The 17862-nt window shown below is 53.9% G+C and carries 17 protein-coding genes; 14 read left to right on the top strand and 3 right to left on the bottom strand.

Annotation, left to right across the window (positions count from 1 at the left end; all coding sequences use genetic code 11):
* The first annotated feature begins 32 nt into the window (after positions 1 to 32).
* The 5 genes from QMZ65_RS11515 (at position 33) to flgL (ending at position 5548) form a co-directional block, all read left to right on the top strand.
* On the top strand, positions 33 to 743 hold the full coding sequence (locus QMZ65_RS11515) for a flagellar basal body L-ring protein FlgH (RefSeq protein WP_034830679.1): 711 nt from the start codon (positions 33 to 35) through the stop codon (positions 741 to 743).
* An 11-nt stretch (positions 744 to 754) separates the two neighbouring features.
* Positions 755 to 1861 (top strand): flagellar basal body P-ring protein FlgI, encoded by a 1107-nt coding sequence (locus QMZ65_RS11510; protein WP_045813994.1) that lies wholly within the window; start codon positions 755 to 757, stop codon positions 1859 to 1861.
* Positions 1861 to 2802: a flagellar assembly peptidoglycan hydrolase FlgJ gene (gene flgJ / locus QMZ65_RS11505; RefSeq protein ID WP_283216005.1), complete on the top strand. Its 942-nt coding sequence runs from the start codon at positions 1861 to 1863 to the stop codon at positions 2800 to 2802. Before QMZ65_RS11510 ends, flgJ begins: the two co-directional genes overlap by 1 nt.
* 118 nt (positions 2803 to 2920) lie before the next feature.
* The gene (gene flgK, locus QMZ65_RS11500; RefSeq protein WP_283216004.1) at positions 2921 to 4564 is read left to right on the top strand and encodes a flagellar hook-associated protein FlgK; all 1644 of its coding nucleotides are present in this window, start codon (positions 2921 to 2923) and stop codon (positions 4562 to 4564) included.
* An 18-nt stretch (positions 4565 to 4582) separates the two neighbouring features.
* Complete coding sequence (flgL, locus tag QMZ65_RS11495) at positions 4583 to 5548, top strand: flagellar hook-associated protein FlgL (protein ID WP_166931821.1); 966 nt, start codon at positions 4583 to 4585, stop codon at positions 5546 to 5548.
* Positions 5549 to 5858: 310 nt separating this feature from the next.
* Here the strand turns inward: flgL and rne are convergent, their stop codons facing one another.
* Together rne and QMZ65_RS11485 are read right to left on the bottom strand one after the other, a co-directional pair.
* A complete protein-coding gene (gene rne / locus QMZ65_RS11490) occupies positions 5859 to 9335 on the bottom strand; it encodes a ribonuclease E (protein WP_283216003.1) in 3477 nt (1158 codons plus the stop codon).
* A 64-nt stretch (positions 9336 to 9399) separates the two neighbouring features.
* Positions 9400 to 9606, bottom strand: coding sequence for a hypothetical protein (locus QMZ65_RS11485; protein ID WP_141399045.1), 207 nt, complete (start codon positions 9604 to 9606; stop codon positions 9400 to 9402).
* Between the two features lie 302 nt (positions 9607 to 9908).
* Between QMZ65_RS11485 and rluC the strand changes: the two genes are divergently transcribed.
* Positions 9909 to 10865 (top strand): 23S rRNA pseudouridine(955/2504/2580) synthase RluC, encoded by a 957-nt coding sequence (gene rluC / locus QMZ65_RS11480; RefSeq protein WP_097119613.1) that lies wholly within the window; start codon positions 9909 to 9911, stop codon positions 10863 to 10865.
* 11 nt (positions 10866 to 10876) lie between these two features.
* Here rluC and QMZ65_RS11475 read toward each other — a convergent pair whose 3' ends face one another.
* Positions 10877 to 11458, bottom strand: a complete 582-nt coding sequence (locus QMZ65_RS11475; protein WP_283216002.1) for a Maf family protein — start codon at positions 11456 to 11458, stop codon at positions 10877 to 10879.
* Between the two features lie 143 nt (positions 11459 to 11601).
* Here QMZ65_RS11475 and yceD point away from each other — a divergent pair, with 143 nt between their 5' ends.
* From yceD to fabF, 8 genes are all read left to right on the top strand, one after another.
* Positions 11602 to 12123, top strand: coding sequence for a 23S rRNA accumulation protein YceD (yceD, locus tag QMZ65_RS11470; RefSeq protein WP_034830691.1), 522 nt, complete (start codon positions 11602 to 11604; stop codon positions 12121 to 12123).
* 14 nt (positions 12124 to 12137) lie between these two features.
* Positions 12138 to 12308 carry a 50S ribosomal protein L32 gene (gene rpmF, locus QMZ65_RS11465; RefSeq protein WP_007885783.1) on the top strand — a complete coding sequence of 57 codons (171 nt, stop codon included), beginning with the start codon at positions 12138 to 12140 and terminating at the stop codon, positions 12306 to 12308.
* A gap of 27 nt (positions 12309 to 12335) precedes the next feature.
* A complete protein-coding gene (plsX, locus tag QMZ65_RS11460; RefSeq protein ID WP_034830692.1) occupies positions 12336 to 13376 on the top strand; it encodes a phosphate acyltransferase PlsX in 1041 nt (346 codons plus the stop codon).
* The gene (locus QMZ65_RS11455; protein WP_034830694.1) at positions 13377 to 14330 is read left to right on the top strand and encodes a beta-ketoacyl-ACP synthase III; all 954 of its coding nucleotides are present in this window, start codon (positions 13377 to 13379) and stop codon (positions 14328 to 14330) included. It abuts the gene before it with no gap.
* 16 nt (positions 14331 to 14346) lie between these two features.
* Positions 14347 to 15279: an ACP S-malonyltransferase gene (fabD, locus tag QMZ65_RS11450; RefSeq protein WP_160832491.1), complete on the top strand. Its 933-nt coding sequence runs from the start codon at positions 14347 to 14349 to the stop codon at positions 15277 to 15279.
* Positions 15280 to 15289: 10 nt separating this feature from the next.
* Complete coding sequence (gene fabG / locus QMZ65_RS11445; protein ID WP_034830697.1) at positions 15290 to 16024, top strand: 3-oxoacyl-ACP reductase FabG; 735 nt, start codon at positions 15290 to 15292, stop codon at positions 16022 to 16024.
* 153 nt (positions 16025 to 16177) lie between these two features.
* Positions 16178 to 16414 carry an acyl carrier protein gene (gene acpP, locus QMZ65_RS11440; protein ID WP_007885774.1) on the top strand — a complete coding sequence of 79 codons (237 nt, stop codon included), beginning with the start codon at positions 16178 to 16180 and terminating at the stop codon, positions 16412 to 16414.
* Positions 16415 to 16500: 86 nt separating this feature from the next.
* Positions 16501 to 17742: a beta-ketoacyl-ACP synthase II gene (gene fabF / locus QMZ65_RS11435; protein ID WP_283216001.1), complete on the top strand. Its 1242-nt coding sequence runs from the start codon at positions 16501 to 16503 to the stop codon at positions 17740 to 17742.
* Positions 17743 to 17862 lie beyond the last annotated feature (120 nt).

Raw genomic sequence — 17862 nt, 5'->3', positions numbered from 1 at the left:
CCGATTAAGAACATGAATAAGGTCAGAACTCCGTGGCGAAGCAAGTGATTCTCAAGCCTGGGCATTGGTTAGTAGCCACGCTGCTACTGACATTAAACGGTTGTGCGTTAGTCCCGCGTACGCCTCTGGTGCAGGGTGCCACAACGGCAGAACCCACGCCTTCCGCACCGCCAGTGGTAAACGGTTCCATTTTCCAGGGCGTTGCGCCACTGAACTATGGCTATCAGCCGCTGTTCGAAGACCGCCGTCCACGTAACATTGGCGATACTCTGACGATTACGCTGCAAGAAAATGTCAGCGCCAGCAAAAGTTCTTCAGCCAATGCGAGCCGCGATGGCAGCAACAGCTTTGGCGTGAGCACTGTGCCAACCGGCCTGAGCGGTCTGGTCGGCGCCGCCGGTGAGAAAGCCGGACTGGATGCCAATGGCAAAAATGACTTCGCTGGCAAAGGTGGCGCAACGGCCAATAACACCTTTACCGGCACCATCACCGTCACCGTGAATCAGGTGTTGTCGAATGGCAACCTGCGCGTGGTCGGTGAGAAACAGATCGAAATTAACCAGGGAACCGAATTTATTCGCTTCTCCGGTGTGGTTAACCCACGCACCATCAGCGCCAGCAACGCCGTGTTGTCAACGCAGGTGGCCGATGCACGTATTGAGTATGTCGGAAACGGGTATATCAATGAGGCGCAAACCATGGGCTGGTTCCAGCGTTTCTTCCTGAACGTGTCGCCGATGTAATCGAGGTAATGATGAAAATGAACACTCTGCTGCGTCTGAGCCTGAGCCTGCTGCTCGGTGTCAGTCTGATGGCCCAGGCTGACCGCATTCGCGATCTGACATCCGTGCAGGGCGTGCGCGAAAACCAGCTGATCGGCTACGGCCTGGTGGTGGGGCTTGATGGGACAGGTGACCAGACAACACAAACCCCGTTTACCACCCAGACGGTAAGCAACATGCTGTCGCAGCTCGGTATCACCGTGCCCACCGGCACCAATATGCAGCTGAAAAACGTGGCGGCGGTGATGGTCACGGCGAAGCTGCCGTCGTTTGCGCGGCAGGGGCAGAATATTGACGTGGTGGTCTCTTCGCTGGGTAACGCCAAAAGCCTGCGCGGTGGCACGCTGTTAATGACGCCGATGAAAGGGGTCGATAACCAGGTGTATGCGCTGGCGCAGGGAAATATTCTGGTGGGCGGTGCAGGTGCATCTGCAGGCGGCAGCAGTGTGCAGGTTAACCAGCTAAACGGTGGCCGCATTACTAATGGTGCAACGGTAGAGCGCGAGCTGCAAAGTAACTTTGGCAGCCAAAACACCATCAATCTCCAACTGAATACTGAAGATTTCACCATGGCGCAGCGTATTGCCGATGCGATTAATAGCCGTGGCGTGGGTTCAGCGCAGCCACTTGATGCGCGTACCGTGCAGATTCGCGTTTCACCCAACAACAGTTCACAGGTGCGCCTGCTGTCAGAAATCCAGAATATAGACGTTTCCGTGCCGGTTGAAGATGCCAAAGTCATCATCAACTCGCGTACCGGTTCGGTGGTCATGAACCGCGAGGTGACGCTCAATACCTGTGCTGTGGCGCAAGGCAACTTGTCGGTGACAGTGAATCAGCAGCAGAACGTCAGCCAGCCGAACACGCCGTTCGCCGGTGGACAAACCGTGGCGACTACGCAGACGCAGATCGACTTGCGCCAGAGCGGCGGAGCCTTGCAGCGTGTTAACGCCAGCGCCAACCTTAATAACGTGGTCCGTGCACTTAACGCCCTGGGCGCAACGCCGATTGAGCTGATGTCGATTCTGCAGTCGATGCAAAGTGCAGGCTGTCTGCGCGCCAAACTGGAAATCATCTGATGACCGATACGCAATCGCTGATGAGTGCGGCCTATGACAGCCGCTCACTGAACAACCTGAAACGCGAAGCAGCCGCCGACCCGAAAGGGAAGGCGCTGCAGGTGGCAAAACAGGTTGAGGGAATGTTCGTACAGATGATGTTGAAGAGCATGCGTGAAGCGTTGCCGCAGGATGGCATCTTTAGCAGCGACTCAACGAAGATGTACACCTCAATGTACGATCAGCAGATTGCGCAGGAAATCGGTAAACGCGGGCTGGGTATGGCGGATTTGATCGTCAAACAGATGCAGCCCGCGCAAGAGCCTGATGAAACCGCTGGCACGGTACCGATGAAGCTGGATAACAGCTTCATTTATAGCAATCTGCCTTCCAACCAACTGGAGCAGATGGTACGCAAAGCGGTGCCGCGTCTGCCGGTCTCGCCGTCCAGTTTCCCAGCGGATAGCAACGACTTTATTGCCCAGTTATCCCAACCCGCGCAGGCCGCGAGTCAGCAGAGTGGTATTCCTCATCACTTGATCCTTGCCCAGGCGGCGCTGGAATCGGGCTGGGGTCAGCGCCAGATCCTGACGCGTGACGGCAAGCCGAGCTACAACGTGTTTGGCATCAAGGCCGGGGGTGACTGGAAGGGCGCAACCACCGACATCATGACCACCGAATATGAAGGTGGCGTGGCGAAGAAAGTGCGTGCCTCCTTCCGTGTGTATGGCTCCTATATGGAAGCACTCAGCGACTACGTCAAGCTGCTGTCCAATAACCCGCGCTATGCCGCCGTTGCCAATGCCGCAACGCCGGAGCAGGGCGCACGAGCCCTGCAGGCAGCGGGCTACGCCACCGATCCGAAATATGCGCAGAAATTGGTGGGAATGATCCAGCAATTCAAAAACATGGGCGAGAAAGTCGTGAAGGCGTACAGCCAGGATATCACCGATTTGTTCTGATTTTTTACCTCAAGTTTCACTTAAGCACGCCGATAACCATCATAAGCTGCGGGCGTTTTAGCCCGCCCAATCGCACTGATGACTGCCAGCCCGGTTAACGGGAAATAAAGGAACCGAGATGTCCAGCATAATTAACTCAGCGATGAGTGGGCTGAGCGCCGCACAGGCCGCATTAAGCACCACCAGTAACAACATCAGCAACTACACGGTAGCGGGTTACTCACGTCAGACCACCATTCTGTCGCAGGCCAATAGCACCCTACAAGGCAACAGCTACTATGGCAATGGCGTGACGCTGTCTGGCGTGCAGCGTGAATATGATGAGTTTGTTACTGCTCAGTTGCGCGGATCCAATGCCAATTACAGCGCGGTGAATACCCAATACAGTCAGATTTCAAACATTGATGACCTGCTGTCGACATCGACCACCAGCCTTTCAACGTCGATTCAAAGCTTCTTTACCAATGTGCAAAACGTGGTAAGTAATGCAAACGATCCGTCTGCACGTCAATCAATGCTGAGCTATGCCCAGGGGTTGGTCAATCAGTTTCAGACCACGGCGCAGTACTTGAATAACATGCAAACCAGCGTGAATACGGACATCGCCTCTAACGTTGACCAGATTAATACCTACACCAGCCAGATTGCCGATCTCAACACCCAGATTGCAAAACTGACCACCGGCAACGGTGCTGCACCGAATGATCTGCTGGATCAACGCGATCAGTTGGTGAACAACCTTAATAACATCGTTGGGGTAAACGTCTCTCAGCAAGAGGGTAGCTATATCGTCTCGATGGGGAGTGTCACTCTGGTTAACGGCAAAAATTCGACTAATTTGGTCGCGATGCCTTCCAGCGCCGATAACTCGCGTATCACTGTTGGTTATGTCGACAAGCAAGCAGGTAATGTCGAAATTCCTGAAAAAACCCTGACGACCGGTTCACTGGGTGGTTTGCTGGCGTTCCGCACGCAGGATTTAGATACCGCACAGAATCAGCTTGGCCAGTTAGCGGCAGCCTTCACCACCAGCTTTAACGCCGTGCAAACTGCAGGATATGACAGTAACGGCGATCTGGGCACGAAATTCTTCAACATCGGCTCACCGAACGTAGTGAGTAACAGCAAGAATACGTCCACTGCAACGGTGACCGCAGAATGGTCTGATACCAGTGCGCTTAAAGCCTCAAACTACTCCATGAGCTATGACAGCGCCAGCAGTACCTGGTCTGTGACTCGCTTGTCTGACAACGTGAAATTTAGCGTTACGCCTGATGCGACAGACGGCACACTGAGCTTTGATGGTCTGAAATTAACCGTTACCGGTACGCCTGATAATAAAGATAGTTTCCTGGTAAAACCGGTCCAGAACGTGATTAGCAGTATGTCTGTGGCTATCACGGATGAATCGCAAATCGCTGCTGCATCCAGTGCGACCAGTGGCGAAAGTGACAACACCAACGCCCAAAAAATGCTGGATTTGCAGGATGCGAAGTTGGTTAACGGCAACGCAACGATTGCGCAAGCGTATGCCAGCATCGTCAGCACGGTGGGTAACAAAACCAGCACGCTGGAAACGGCCAGTACCACGCAGAAAAACGTGGTCGATCAGCTTACCGACCGTCAGCAGTCGGTCTCAGGGGTGAACCTTGATGAAGAGTACGCCAACCTGACCAAATATCAGCAGTTTTATATGGCGAATGCGCAGGTATTGCAAACCGCCAGCACGATTTTCAACGCGCTGATGGACATCCGCGGCTAAGCATAGAGGATAAAAACCATGCGTCTTAGTACCAATATGATTTTTGACCAGCAGGTGCGCGGGATTACTGACTCGCAATCTTCCTGGTTAAAAGTGGGCGAACAGCTTTCCAGCGGTCGTCGTGTTAACAACCCATCTGATGATCCCATTGCGGCCTCTCGTGCCGTGGTGCTGTCGCAGTCTCAGGCGAAAAGTACCCAATACGCTACCGCGCGTAGTTTCGCGGATCAAAGCTTGTCGATGGAAGAGAATGCGCTTAAAGGCGCGACCAGTAGCATTCAGGATGCACAAACCCTGATCGTTTATGGCTCTACCGGCACACTTAGCGATGACGACCGTGCCTCTATCGCCACCCAACTGGAAGGTATTCGCGCCCAGTTGCTCAATCAGGCCAACAGCCAGGATGGTAATGGTCGCTATATTTTCGCCGGTTACAAAACCGATACGGCACCATTCACCGATACTGCCGGCACTGGCGTGAGCTATGTGGGCGGCGATCAGGCTATCACGCAGAAAGTCGATGATGGGCGCACTATGGATGTGAGCAGTACCGGATCTTCTGTGTTCATGTCGATTACCAGCAATGCGAAAGTTGAACCAGATGGAACGGCGAGCGAGACCAATGTCTTTAATATGCTCGACAGCGCCATTGCGGCCCTTAAAGTGCCACAAGACAATGCGGATGATGCGACCAAACAAACGTTCCAGGATGCGATGGATAAAACCAACCGTGGCCTCAGTAATTCACTGAACAACGTTTTGACTGTGCGTTCTGCAGTCGGTACACAGTTGTCAGAACTCGACACGCTGAATGCGCAGGGTGACGATCGCGATACTATCATGACGTCGCAAATGAGCGATTTGGTAGATGTCGATTACACCTCCGCCATTTCCAGTTACACCATGCAACAGACAGCACTGCAAGCGTCTTACAAGACCTTCACTGATATGTCGAAGATGTCACTGTTCCAGCTGAATTCATAAGATCTGACTTGAAAATTTGAGCGTGCTTAAACCGGGCGCGCTTAGTTTCTCCCACCGCCTTTTGGGGCCGTGGGATTTTTTTTGCCTGTCATTTCGTCGCACCGTTCATCGCACCTGGCACCTGCGGAGCCGCGGTCTGTTTGTCTACTCTGCCAGATCATCACCTCTTCGCACCTGCCTCCTGCGGCGCAGCGGTCTGTTTGTTTACTCTGCCAGATCATCACGAGTCATTGCGGCAGAGCAGGATCGACAGGCAATAAAAAACCCCGAACCAGTCGGGGTTTTGTTAACGCTGATTAGCGACTAAGACTTAAACGCTTTCCGGACGTGTTGCCGGTGCCGTCGCCTGATGCGTGGCGCTATGGCCGCCCGCAGAGCCACGGCCTTCGAAGTCAAACGGTGGGCGAACCCAATCGCTGTGACGAACGACTTCTGGCTCCCATGCCGGAGCAGGTGCTTTGGTCATTGGCGCCGTGGCGTGGTGCTTCCAGCGGGTATCAGCGTTGCTCACTGCGGTATCACGTGCAGCAACAGGAGCATGCGGTTCAGTAACCGGTGCAGCAGGCGCTTCAGCAGCCACGGGTGCAGCCAGTGCTTCTTCCACTTTCGCCGCAACAGCAGGCTCAACGTCAGCAGGCGCTTGCTCAGCCGCTGCAACAGCAGGCTGAACTTCAGCAGGCGCTTGCTCAGCCACGGCTTCGCTGACCTGTGGTGCGGTAATTTCCGCAGCAGGGACTTCTTCAGCTGGTGTCACTTCAGTAGCAGAAACTGTCTCAGTCGATGCAGGCGCCGCAGCCGGTGCCACTTCAGACGATGCAGCAGCAACTTCCGCAGCGGGTGCAACTTCAGCCTGAATATCTTCAACTTCATCAGCGATGACTGTGTCAGCCGGTGCCGTTGTCACTTCATCGGCCGGTACGGCTTCAGCAGCGGTTTGTTGTGCAATCTGCTCAACAGCGGCAGAAATCACGGCAGGCTCTTCATTAACAGGCGCAGCGACTGGGGTCAGGTCATCGGTGTTCACCACCGGCACTTCAGTGTGTGCCTGTGGCTCAGACTGATGAACAGCCTCTTGCGCTGCTGGCTGAGTAACCTGTTCTGCTGCTGCCGCAACCGGCAGTGCGTCCGCTTCACCGGTATGTTGATAGCTGTAATCAGGCATTTCGTTCAGCGCTTCCTGAGAGGAGAACTGATCGTGGGCCTGAGCAACCGGGTAGGTAATCCAGACTTTGCCGGATGCCATCTCTGGAGAAGATGCAGCCGATTCCAGCGGCATGGCAGATTGGGTTGGGTAACGCTCATCACGGTAGCGACGACGACGTTGGCCGCTCACGCGCAGATGACGTGGTGAACGACGTGAGCGACGCGGCATGTTGGCGCTATCACGGTTCTCGTTATCATCCTGTTCATCCTGAGCGACTTCAGATTGCTCATTGAATGCAGTGCGCTGTGCATTTTCCACAACCGCTTCCGTGGCTGCTGGTGCTGAGATGGCTGCCGCCACTTCGCCAGTATCATCCACGCGCACGCGCTGGGTCAGTTGACGCTGTTTACGGCGTGGCATGACCTGCACACGTTCTTCTTCCTGCGCAACGTTTTCATCAGTGATTTCGGCCTGAGCAATGGTTTCAGCGGCTTTTTGATCCTGCTGCTGATTACGTTTCTCATCCTGACGACGACGCTGGCGTTCAGCTCGCTGCTCACGACGCTGTTGCTGCTGCTCATCACGCTGCTGCAGCTGCTCATCGGTCAGCGCTGGACGTTCACCACGAGGCTCGTTCTGACGTTTGTTACGGCGATTGTCCTGATTGTCACGCGGCTCGCGGGCTTCACGTGGTTCACGCGATTCGCGTGGCTCACGCGCTTCACGGCCTTCGCGACCCTGAGCATTTTCACCGTTGCGCGGAGTGCGATCGCGACGATTATTGCTACGACGGTTGTTACGGCGGTCGCCACGCTGCTGATTATTCTCACTTTCAGCGGCTTTCTCTTCTGGTTTAGCTTCAACAGGTGCAGCAGCAGGCGCATCGCCAACAAACAGTTTTTTCAAACCGCCTAACAGGCGAGCGACAAAGCCAGTGCTGGCAACGGCAGGTGCCGCGGCGGCAGCTGCCGGTTTTGCATCCGCTTTAACCGCATTACGGCTCTCTTTTTCCACTTCAACCGGCGCAGGCGGCGCATCAGGCATCACAAAGGCGGCCAGGGCTGGCTGCTCAGGACGACGACGTTCGGCATGCTCTTCTTCCGAAGGCAGCGCCATTTCGGCTTCATGCAGTTTCGGCAGGTGGTAAGACAGTGTCTGCGTCTCTTCGCCTTTGCGCACGCGCAGCACAGAGTAATGTGGCGTTTCCATCTGATCGTTTGGCACGATGATGGCACGCACGCCACCCTGGCGTTTCTCGATGGCACTGACTGCATCACGCTTTTCGTTCAGCAGGTAAGAGGCGACGGGCACCGGTACAATCGCATGCACTTCTTTGGTGTTGTCTTTCAGCGCTTCTTCTTCAATCAGACGCAAGATAGACAGCGAGAGCGATTCGTTATCACGGATGGTGCCGGTGCCGCTACAGCGTGGGCAGACGTGATGGCTGGATTCACCCAATGATGGGCTAAGACGCTGACGCGACATTTCCAGCAGACCGAAACGCGAAATGTGACTGATTTGAATACGTGCACGATCCTGACGAACCGCTTCACGCAGACGGTTTTCAACCGCGCGCTGGTGTCGAACCGGTGTCATGTCGATGAAGTCGATGACAATCAGGCCGCCGAGGTCGCGCAGGCGCAACTGACGAGCGATTTCATCAGCCGCTTCGAGGTTAGTATTGAATGCCGTCTCTTCGATGTCGCCACCGCGTGTTGCACGGGCGGAGTTGATATCGATGGCGGTCAGCGCTTCGGTGCTATCGATAACAATTGAGCCACCGGAAGGCAAGCGCACTTCGCGCTGGAATGCCGATTCAATCTGCGACTCAATTTGGTAGTGGCTGAACAGCGGAATTTCACCGGTGTACAGTTTGATTTTGCTGCTGAAGTCCGGGCGACCGAGCGCAGCAATATGCTGACGGGCCAGCTCCAGCACTTTTGGGTTATCGATCAGAATCTCACCAATATCCTGACGCAGATAGTCGCGGAAGGCACGTACAATGACGTTGCTTTCCTGGTGGATCAGGAACGGGGCAGGGCGGCTATCAGCGGCTTTTTTGATCGCTTCCCAGTGCTTCAGTCTGAAACTCAGGTCCCACTGCAGCGATTCGGCAGATTTGCCAACGCCTGCGGTACGCACGATCAAACCCATACCGTCTGGCAGTTCCAGTGCGGACAGCGCTTCCTTCAGTTCGGTGCGATCGTCACCTTCAATACGGCGGGAAATACCCCCGGCACGCGGGTTATTCGGCATCAGGACTAAATAGCTACCGGCCAGAGAAATGAAGGTGGTTAAGGCTGCACCTTTATTTCCACGCTCCTCTTTATCGATTTGCACGATAACTTCCTGACCTTCACGCAGCACCTCTTTGATGTTAGGACGGCCATGTGCGTTGTAATTAGCAGGGAAGTATTCGCGGGAAATTTCTTTCAGAGGGAGGAAACCGTGACGTTCAGCACCGTAATCGACAAATGCCGCTTCGAGGCTGGGTTCAACACGGGTGATTTTACCTTTGTAGATATTGGCTTTTTTCTGCTCGTGTCCGGGGCTTTCGATATCCAGATCGTACAGACGTTGGCCGTCAACAAGGGCAACGCGCAACTCTTCCTGCTGAGATGCGTTAATTAACATTCTTTTCATCGTGACTTACTCGTTATTCTCACATGAGTGATGTAGCTGCGGGCATCGTTACCCTGGACGAGAATCAACCGATGGCCCCGTGTCTTAATGCACTGACGTCAACCTCACGGCTGTCGTCGGCTAAAGGGGCGCAAATCTTGTCGGTGGCCTGTTTTTCATAAGGAAAAACAGCGCCTGAAGGTGGAATAGCTATAGAAAATTCAGAAATCCACACATCCCAGTCTGTCGTCCAGGCTGCAACCCGCAGCCCGCTAAGTGCCTGATTTAACATTACGTCTTACGCCATTGCTGCGTGTCCGTTCAATCCGGCAAAATGACTTATTTCGCTCTTTTTTCCTGCCTGAATTTTTCCAGGGCAGAAACCCTTGCATTATTCCATTGCTCACTCACATATAGCAAGGCGACTTTTGCCGAGCTGTGAAGTTTGTGCATCCTTAACCTGTTCATTTGCAGGGCTTAACATCGCATCGGTGAAAAAGTCATCATTATGACCTTTTGTCCGCGCGACAAAGAGAGAGTTAAGCACAGAAAAAGGGGTGGCGCTATCCAGGGACACTATTTAGAATCGCCGCCATGAAAACAGAGAATCCCGGCGTACTTTATGTCGCCATTACGGCTGAAAATGCCGAACAACGTATTGATAACTTTTTGCGCACTCAGCTCAAGGGCGTGCCTAAAAGTATGATTTATCGCATCTTGCGTAAAGGCGAGGTGCGCGTGAATAAAGGACGCGTGAAACCCGAGTATAAGCTGCAGGTGGGGGATGAAGTGCGCATTCCGCCAGTGCGTGTGGCTGAGCGTGAAGAGCAGGCGGTATCACCGAAACTCGATAAGGTTGCCGCGCTGGCGAATGCCATCCTGTATGAGGACGATCACCTACTGGTGCTGAACAAGCCATCAGGTACCGCCGTACACGGGGGTAGCGGTCTTAGCTTTGGTGTGATTGAAGGTCTGCGCGCGCTGCGTCCTGAAGCCCGTTTCCTCGAACTGGTACATCGTCTTGACCGCGACACTTCCGGTATTTTGCTGGTGGCAAAAAAACGTTCTGCGCTGCGTTCGCTGCATGAGCAGTTACGTGAAAAGGGCATGCAAAAAGATTATCTGGCGCTGGTGCGCGGTGACTGGCCTTCACATTTGAAAGCGGTGCAGGCACCGTTGCTGAAAAATATTTTGCAAAGCGGTGAGCGCGTGGTGCGTGTCAGTGCGGAAGGCAAGCCCTCCGAGACCCGTTTCAAAGTGGAAGAGCGTTTTGGTTTCGCCACTCTGGTAAAAGCCAGTCCGGTGACCGGGCGCACGCACCAGATCCGTGTGCACACGCTGCATGGTGGCCATCCTATCGCTTTTGACGATCGCTATGGCGATCGGGACTTTGATCGTCAGCTCGCGTCAACGGGCCTGGCGCGGTTGTTCCTGCATGCTGCAGCGCTGACCTTTACCCATCCGAATACCGGGGAAGTCCTGCGAATGGAAGCGCCGCTGGATAATGCGCTGAAACACTGCCTGGCGCAGTTGCGTCAGAAAAAAGCCTGATTTTCCGGGCATCAACCCAGCGCGTTGATGCCCACTTTGATCAGCATCTTATTTAACGCTATCAGCGGTAATCCAATCAGCGTATTGGGATCGCGCCCCTCCAGCCGCTCAAACAAGCAAATCCCCATACCTTCGCTTTTAAAGCTGCCCGCACAATTCAACGGCTGCTCTTTTTCCACATAGTGACGAATTTCTGCCTGACTTAAATGACGGAAATGTACGTTGAACGGTTCACAAACCACCTGCTGTTGTGCCGTTTGTGGCTGAATCAAGGCGAGCCCGGTATAAAACGTAATCACTTTGCCACTGGCCACAGCCAGTTGCCGGCAGGCATTCTCCACCGTATGCGGTTTTCCGGTGATGTTGCCATCAAGCACGCAGACCTGATCCGAACCAATAATCCAGCTTTGTGGAAACCGAGCGGCTAGCGCCTGGGCTTTTGCCAGTGCTAAGCGTTGCACTAACTGCGGTGCGGTTTCGTTCGATTGCGGCGTCTCGTCGCAATCGGGCGCAACGGCAATAAAAGGCAGGCCAAGCTTGCTCAGCAAGGCCTGACGGAATGGGGAAGTGGAGGCCAGAATTAACGGTGTCATGATTTTTTTTCAGAATAGATAGCGTAAAGATGACAGGCATTTTAAACTATGCGCCGCACTGGATGCGACTAACGGGTGAAAGATGCTGTAAACCGGCCTTTTTCTTTGACTCTATGACGTTACAAAGTTAATATGCGCGCCCTATGCAAAAGGTAAAATTACCCCTGACGATCGATCTGGCCCGCGCCGCGCAAAAGCGCCTTGATTACCAAGGTGTGTATGCACCTGAATTGGTGGCGCGCCTGGCCGAAACGGTCGTGAGTGTGGACAGTGATGTGGAATGCACCATGTCGTTTGCGATTGACAACCAGCGCTTAGCGGTTCTGCAAGGAACAGCTGATGTGCAGGTGACATTGTCGTGTCAACGCTGCAACCAGTCATTCCCGCATGCTGTCCACGTAAGCTATTGCTTCAGTCCTGTCTCTTCTGATGAGCAGGCCGAGGCACTGCCGGAAGCTTACGAGCCAGTTGATATCAATGATTTCGGCGAAATCGACTTGCTGGCAGTTATCGAAGATGAACTCATCCTCGCGCTGCCTGTAGTTCCGGTGCATGATTCTGAACACTGTGAAGTGTCCGACGCGGACATGGTATTTGGCAAGTTGCCTGAAGAGGCAGAAAAACCAAATCCCTTTGCCGTATTAGCCAGTTTAAAGCGTAAGTAATAGGAGTAAGGTCCATGGCCGTACAACAGAATAAACCAACCCGTTCTAAGCGTGGTATGCGTCGTTCGCACGATGCGCTGACCACTGCAGCTCTGTCAGTAGATAAAGTTTCTGGTGAAACTCATCTGCGTCACCATATCACTGCGGATGGTTACTACCGCGGTCGCAAGGTTATCACCAAGTAATTCTTTGCGGTTACGCAAGGCGATACCTTGACACGTTTGACCCTGGCAGTTGATGCCATGGGCGGGGATTTCGGTCCCTGCGTGACAGTGCCTGCATCCTTGCAGGCACTGGCCTCTCATACGAATCTGGTTCTTCTTCTGGTCGGTGATCCCGACATCATCTCGTCATTTCTTGCCAAAGCGGATTCCTCGTTACTGGGGCGTGTGCAGGTGATCCCTGCCGAATCGGTTATTGCAAGTGATGCCAAGCCTTCACAAGCCATTCGAAACAGCCGCGGCAGCTCGATGCGTGTGGCACTCGAGCTGGTGAAAGAGGGTAACGCGCAAGCCTGCATCAGTGCAGGCAATACCGGCGCGTTAATGGGTCTGGCTAAGATGTTATTGAAGCCGCTGGATGGCATTGAGCGTCCGGCGCTGATGACCGTTCTGCCGCATCAGCAGCAGGGTAAAACGGTGGTGCTGGATCTCGGCGCTAATGTGGAATCGGATAGCGATATGTTGGTGCAGTTTGCCATCATGGGCGCTGTTATGGCCGAGGAAGTGCTGGAAATCGACAGACCGCGTGTCGCGCTGCTCAACATTGGGCAGGAAGAGACCAAGGGACTGGAAACGATTCGCACAGCATCTGCGGTTCTGCGGGATACGCCGCAAATCAACTATATTGGTTATCTTGAGGGGAATGATCTCCTCACCGGCAAGACGGATGTGCTGGTCTGTGATGGCTTCGTGGGAAACGTCACGCTTAAAACCATGGAAGGCGTGGTAAGAATGTTTCTTTCTCTGCTCAAGTCGTCAGAGGATGGGAAAAAACGGGCGTGGTGGTTGAAATGGGTCGGGCGCTGGCTGCAAAAGCGTCTGGCTAAACGTTTCGGCCATCTCAACCCCGACCAGTACAATGGCGCTTGTCTGTTAGGATTGCGCGGAACAGTGATCAAAAGCCACGGTGCGGCGAATCAACGTGCGTTTGCCGTGGCGATAGAGCAGGCAGAGCAGGCGGTGCGCAGGCAAGTCCCAGAGAGGATTGCGGCGCGCCTTGACGCTGTATTAGCCAGGAGTGACAAAGCGTAGATGTTTACCAAAATTATCGGTACGGGTAGCTATTTGCCTGAGCAGGTTCGCTCCAATGCGGATCTGGAAAAAATGGTGGAGACTTCGGACGAGTGGATTGTCACGCGTACCGGTATCCGTGAGCGCCGTATTGCCGCGCCAGATGAAACGGTTGCCACTATGGGCTTCGCGGCTGCACAGCGCGCGCTGGAAATGGCAGGCGTTGCGGCCAGCGATGTTGGTCTGATTATCGTGGCGACCACCTCTTCCAGCCATGCCTTCCCAAGTTCAGCGTGCATGATTCAACAGATGCTGGAGATCAATGACTGCGCTTCTTTCGATCTGGCCGCTGCATGTGCAGGTTTCACCTATGCACTTAGCGTTGCCGATCAGTACATCAAAAACGGTGTGGTCAAACACGCGCTGGTGATCGGTGCGGACGTCTTAGCCCGCACCCTCGATCCTAACGATCGTGGCACCATCATCCTGTTTGGTGACGGCGCTGGCGCTGTGGTGCTGGGGCAAAGTGAAGAGCCCGGTATCCTGTCAACGCATCTGCATGCTGACGGTCGTTATGGCAAGCTGTTGACGCTGCCGTATCAGGATCGTGAACATCAGGATGAGCCAGCCTATCTCACGATGGCCGGTAATGAAGTCTTTAAAGTCGCTGTGACCGAGCTTGCCCATATCGTGGACGAGACGCTGCAAGCCAACAACCTTGATCGCGAAATGCTCGACTGGCTAGTGCCACATCAGGCCAACCTGCGCATTATCAGCGCAACGGCCAGAAAGCTCGGCATGGGCATGGAAAAAGTGGTGGTGACGCTGGATCGTCATGGCAACACTTCAGCGGCTTCGGTGCCAAGTGCACTGGATGAAGCGGTGCGAGATGGCCGTATCAAGCCTGGCCAACTGATTTTGCTGGAAGCCTTTGGTGGCGGTTTCACCTGGGGTTCTGCGCTGGTTCGCTTTTGATTGACAGGAACGACAGATGACACAATTTGCTTTTGTTTTCCCAGGACAGGGCTCACAGACCGTCGGCATGCTGGCCGATCTGGCTGTGGAAAACCCGCAGGTTGAAGCCACTTTCCGTGAAGCTTCTGATGCACTGGGATATGACTTATGGCAGTTGGTACAACAAGGTCCAGCTGAAGAACTGAATAAGACCTGGCAGACGCAACCTGCGTTGCTGGCGGCCTCCGTCGCGATTTATCGCGTCTGGCAGAGCAAAAATGGCCCGCAGCCTGCGCTGATGGCCGGCCATAGCCTGGGTGAATACTCTGCGCTGGTCTGTGCTGGCGTATTGAACTTTGCGGACGCAATCAAGTTAGTCGAATTACGCGGCAAACTGATGCAGGAAGCGGTTCCTGAAGGGACCGGAGCCATGCAGGCAATCATCGGGCTTGATGATGAGTCTATCCGTAAAGCGTGTGAAGAAAGCGCGCAAGGTCAGGTGGTTTCGCCGGTGAACTTCAATTCGCCAGGCCAGGTGGTTATCGCGGGTAACAAAGAAGCGGTTGAGCGTGCAGGTGCTGCCTGTAAAGCGGCCGGTGCCAAGCGTGCGTTGCCATTACCTGTGAGCGTTCCTTCGCATTGCGCGTTGATGAAGCCTGCAGCAGATAAACTGGCTGTGGCACTGGAAAGCATCACTTTCAACGCACCATCTGTGCCTGTCGTCAATAACGTTGACGTCAAGTGTGAAACCGATGCCGTGGCAATCCGCAGTGCACTGGTTCGCCAGCTGTATAGCCCGGTGCGCTGGACCGAAGCTGTTGAATTTATTGCCACCCAAGGCGTTGGCCAGTTGCTGGAAATCGGTCCAGGTAAAGTCCTGACCGGTCTGACCAAACGTATTGTGGATAGCCTGACCGCTGCAGCCGTGAACGATTCTGCTTCACTCTCTGCGGCGCTTACACAGGAATAAGAGGAAAAACATGAGCTTTGAAGGTAAAGTAGCGCTGGTGACTGGCGCAAGCCGCGGCATTGGCCGTGCAATCGCGGAAACGTTGGTTGCGCGCGGTGCGAAAGTGGTGGGAACCGCCACCAGCGAAAGCGGTGCGGAAGCAATCAGTGCTTACCTCGGCGATAACGGCAAAGGTCTGCTGTTGAACGTGACCGATGCGGCCTCTATTGAGAGCGTGCTCGAGAAAGTTCGCGCTGAATTTGGCGAAGTGGACATTTTAGTCAATAATGCAGGCATTACGCGTGATAATCTGTTGATGCGCATGAAGGACGATGAGTGGGCGGATATCCTCGATACCAACCTGACATCAGTCTTCCGTCTTTCTAAGGCGGTTATGCGTGCCATGATGAAAAAACGCGTGGGCCGTATCATTACCATCGGTTCTGTAGTTGGAACCATGGGTAACGCGGGTCAAACAAACTATGCGGCAGCAAAAGCAGGTTTGATTGGCTTTAGCAAATCACTGGCGCGAGAAGTCGCGTCACGTGGCATTACCGTAAACGTCGTGGCTCCGGGCTTTATTGAAACGGACATGACGCGTGCACTGAACGAAGATCAGCGCTCGGGCATTTTGGCAGAAGTGCCGGCCGGTCGTTTAGGCGACCCGCAGGAGATTGCCAATGCTGTTGCATTCTTAGCCTCTGACGAAGCCTCTTACATCACGGGTGAGACGCTCCACGTCAATGGCGGCATGTACATGGTCTGATAATCACGAAAACATTTGCATTATCTGCGGTAAACACCGCAGAATAGCGCAAAATCGTGGTTCGACCAGCCGGGATTTTGTTGCATCTTTTTCAACATTTTATACACTACGAAAACCATCGCGAAAGCGAGTTTTGATAGGAAATTAAATAGTATGAGCGATATCGAACAACGCGTTAAGAAAATCGTAGCTGAGCAGCTGGGTGTTAAAGAAGACGAAGTGATTAACACTGCTTCTTTCGTTGAAGACCTGGGTGCAGATTCTCTTGACACCGTTGAGCTGGTAATGGCTCTGGAAGAAGAGTTTGATACTGAAATTCCAGACGAAGAAGCTGAGAAAATCACTACCGTTCAGGCAGCGATCGATTACATCAATAGCCACCAAGGCTAATGAATATCTTCAGGCGGTCACCTCGACCGCCTGAGTTTTATGTTTGCCCCACATAGCGTTATTTTTTCCCTCCCTGGAGGACGTACGTGTCTAAGCGTCGTGTAGTTGTGACTGGTCTTGGCATGTTGTCTCCTGTCGGCAATACCGTAGAGTCTACCTGGAGTGCTCTCCTTGCCGGTCAGAGCGGCATCAGCCTGATCGACCATTTTGATACTAGTGCCTACGCAACACGCTTTGCGGGCTTAGTAAGAGATTTTAATTGCGATGAATTCATCTCGCGCAAAGATCAGCGCAAGATGGATGACTTCATCCAATACGGCATTGTGGCTGGTATTCAGGCTATGGCGGACTCCGGTCTGGTCGTGACTGATGAGAATGCCGGTCGCATCGGCGCAGCTATCGGTTCCGGCATCGGCGGACTGGGTTTAATTGAAGACAACCACAGTTCACTGGTTAACGGCGGTCCGCGCAAAATCAGCCCGTTCTTTGTTCCTTCTACCATTGTTAACATGGTGGCAGGTCACCTGACCATCATGTACGGTCTGAAAGGTCCAAGCATTTCTATTGCAACCGCTTGTACTTCAGGCGTGCATAACATTGGTCATGCTGCGCGTATCATTGCGTACAACGACGCCGATGTCATGCTGGCCGGTGGTGCTGAAAAAGCCAGTACCCCGCTGGGTGTGGGTGGCTTTGGTGCTGCACGTGCGCTCTCAACCAATAACGATAATCCGCAGGCGGCAAGCCGTCCGTGGGATAAAGACCGTGATGGTTTCGTATTGGGCGATGGTGCAGGCATTGTGGTGCTGGAAGAGTACGAGCATGCGAAAAAGCGCGGTGCGAAAATTTATGCTGAAATCGTCGGTTTCGGCATGAGCAGCGATGCTTACCACATGACGTCCCCGCCGGAGGATGGTTCAGGTGCTGCAGCAGCGATGGTGAATGCATTGCGTGACGCGCAGCTGAATGCTGAACAGATTGGCTACGTCAACGCGCATGGCACCTCAACGCCAGCGGGTGACAAAGCTGAAGCTCAGGCGGTCAAGTCTGTATTTGGTGCAGCGGCTCACAGCGTGATGGTGAGTTCTACCAAATCCATGACTGGGCACCTGTTGGGTGCAGCAGGCGCGGTAGAAGCGATTTATTCGATTCTGGCGCTGCGCGACCAGGCAGTTCCGCCAACCATCAACCTGGATAACCCAGATGAAGGTTGTGACCTCGACTTCGTGCCGCATACAGCACGTCAGGTGAGCGGACTGGAGTACACGCTGTGTAACTCCTTCGGATTTGGCGGCACCAACGGCTCGCTGATCTTCCGCAAGGTCTAAGTTTTACCCAGCCAAACAGAGGCCCGCAATGCGGGCCTTTTTTATATTTTGTCACGCAGTGGCGTGGATTCTTACCGCTGTCAGTGGTATTCAGACTGGCAGGGTAGCCAAAGGTGAGCG

Source organism: Pantoea sp. EABMAA-21 (assembly GCF_030053335.1).
GTDB classification, from domain to species: Bacteria; Pseudomonadota; Gammaproteobacteria; order Enterobacterales; family Enterobacteriaceae; genus Pantoea; species Pantoea communis.
This window is presented reverse-complemented; position numbering and strand designations above follow the sequence as displayed.

Excerpts from the sequence above, each read along its gene's own strand:
- flgJ (WP_283216005.1), top strand. The coding sequence starts at position 1,861 with ATGACCGATACGCAATCGCTGATGAGTGCGGCCTATGACAGCCGCTCA.
- QMZ65_RS11455 (WP_034830694.1), top strand. The coding sequence starts at position 13,377 with ATGTTTACCAAAATTATCGGTACGGGTAGCTATTTGCCTGAGCAGGTT.
- fabD (WP_160832491.1), top strand. The coding sequence starts at position 14,347 with ATGACACAATTTGCTTTTGTTTTCCCAGGACAGGGCTCACAGACCGTC.
- acpP (WP_007885774.1), top strand. The coding sequence starts at position 16,178 with ATGAGCGATATCGAACAACGCGTTAAGAAAATCGTAGCTGAGCAGCTG.
- rluC (WP_097119613.1), top strand. The coding sequence starts at position 9,909 with ATGAAAACAGAGAATCCCGGCGTACTTTATGTCGCCATTACGGCTGAA.
- flgK (WP_283216004.1), top strand. The coding sequence starts at position 2,921 with ATGTCCAGCATAATTAACTCAGCGATGAGTGGGCTGAGCGCCGCACAG.
- QMZ65_RS11475 (WP_283216002.1), bottom strand. The coding sequence starts at position 11,458 with ATGACACCGTTAATTCTGGCCTCCACTTCCCCATTCCGTCAGGCCTTG.
- yceD (WP_034830691.1), top strand. The coding sequence starts at position 11,602 with ATGCAAAAGGTAAAATTACCCCTGACGATCGATCTGGCCCGCGCCGCG.
- flgL (WP_166931821.1), top strand. The coding sequence starts at position 4,583 with ATGCGTCTTAGTACCAATATGATTTTTGACCAGCAGGTGCGCGGGATT.
- fabG (WP_034830697.1), top strand. The coding sequence starts at position 15,290 with ATGAGCTTTGAAGGTAAAGTAGCGCTGGTGACTGGCGCAAGCCGCGGC.
- rpmF (WP_007885783.1), top strand. The coding sequence starts at position 12,138 with ATGGCCGTACAACAGAATAAACCAACCCGTTCTAAGCGTGGTATGCGT.
- rne (WP_283216003.1), bottom strand. The coding sequence starts at position 9,335 with ATGAAAAGAATGTTAATTAACGCATCTCAGCAGGAAGAGTTGCGCGTT.
- QMZ65_RS11510 (WP_045813994.1), top strand. The coding sequence starts at position 755 with ATGAAAATGAACACTCTGCTGCGTCTGAGCCTGAGCCTGCTGCTCGGT.
- QMZ65_RS11485 (WP_141399045.1), bottom strand. The coding sequence starts at position 9,606 with ATGTTAAATCAGGCACTTAGCGGGCTGCGGGTTGCAGCCTGGACGACA.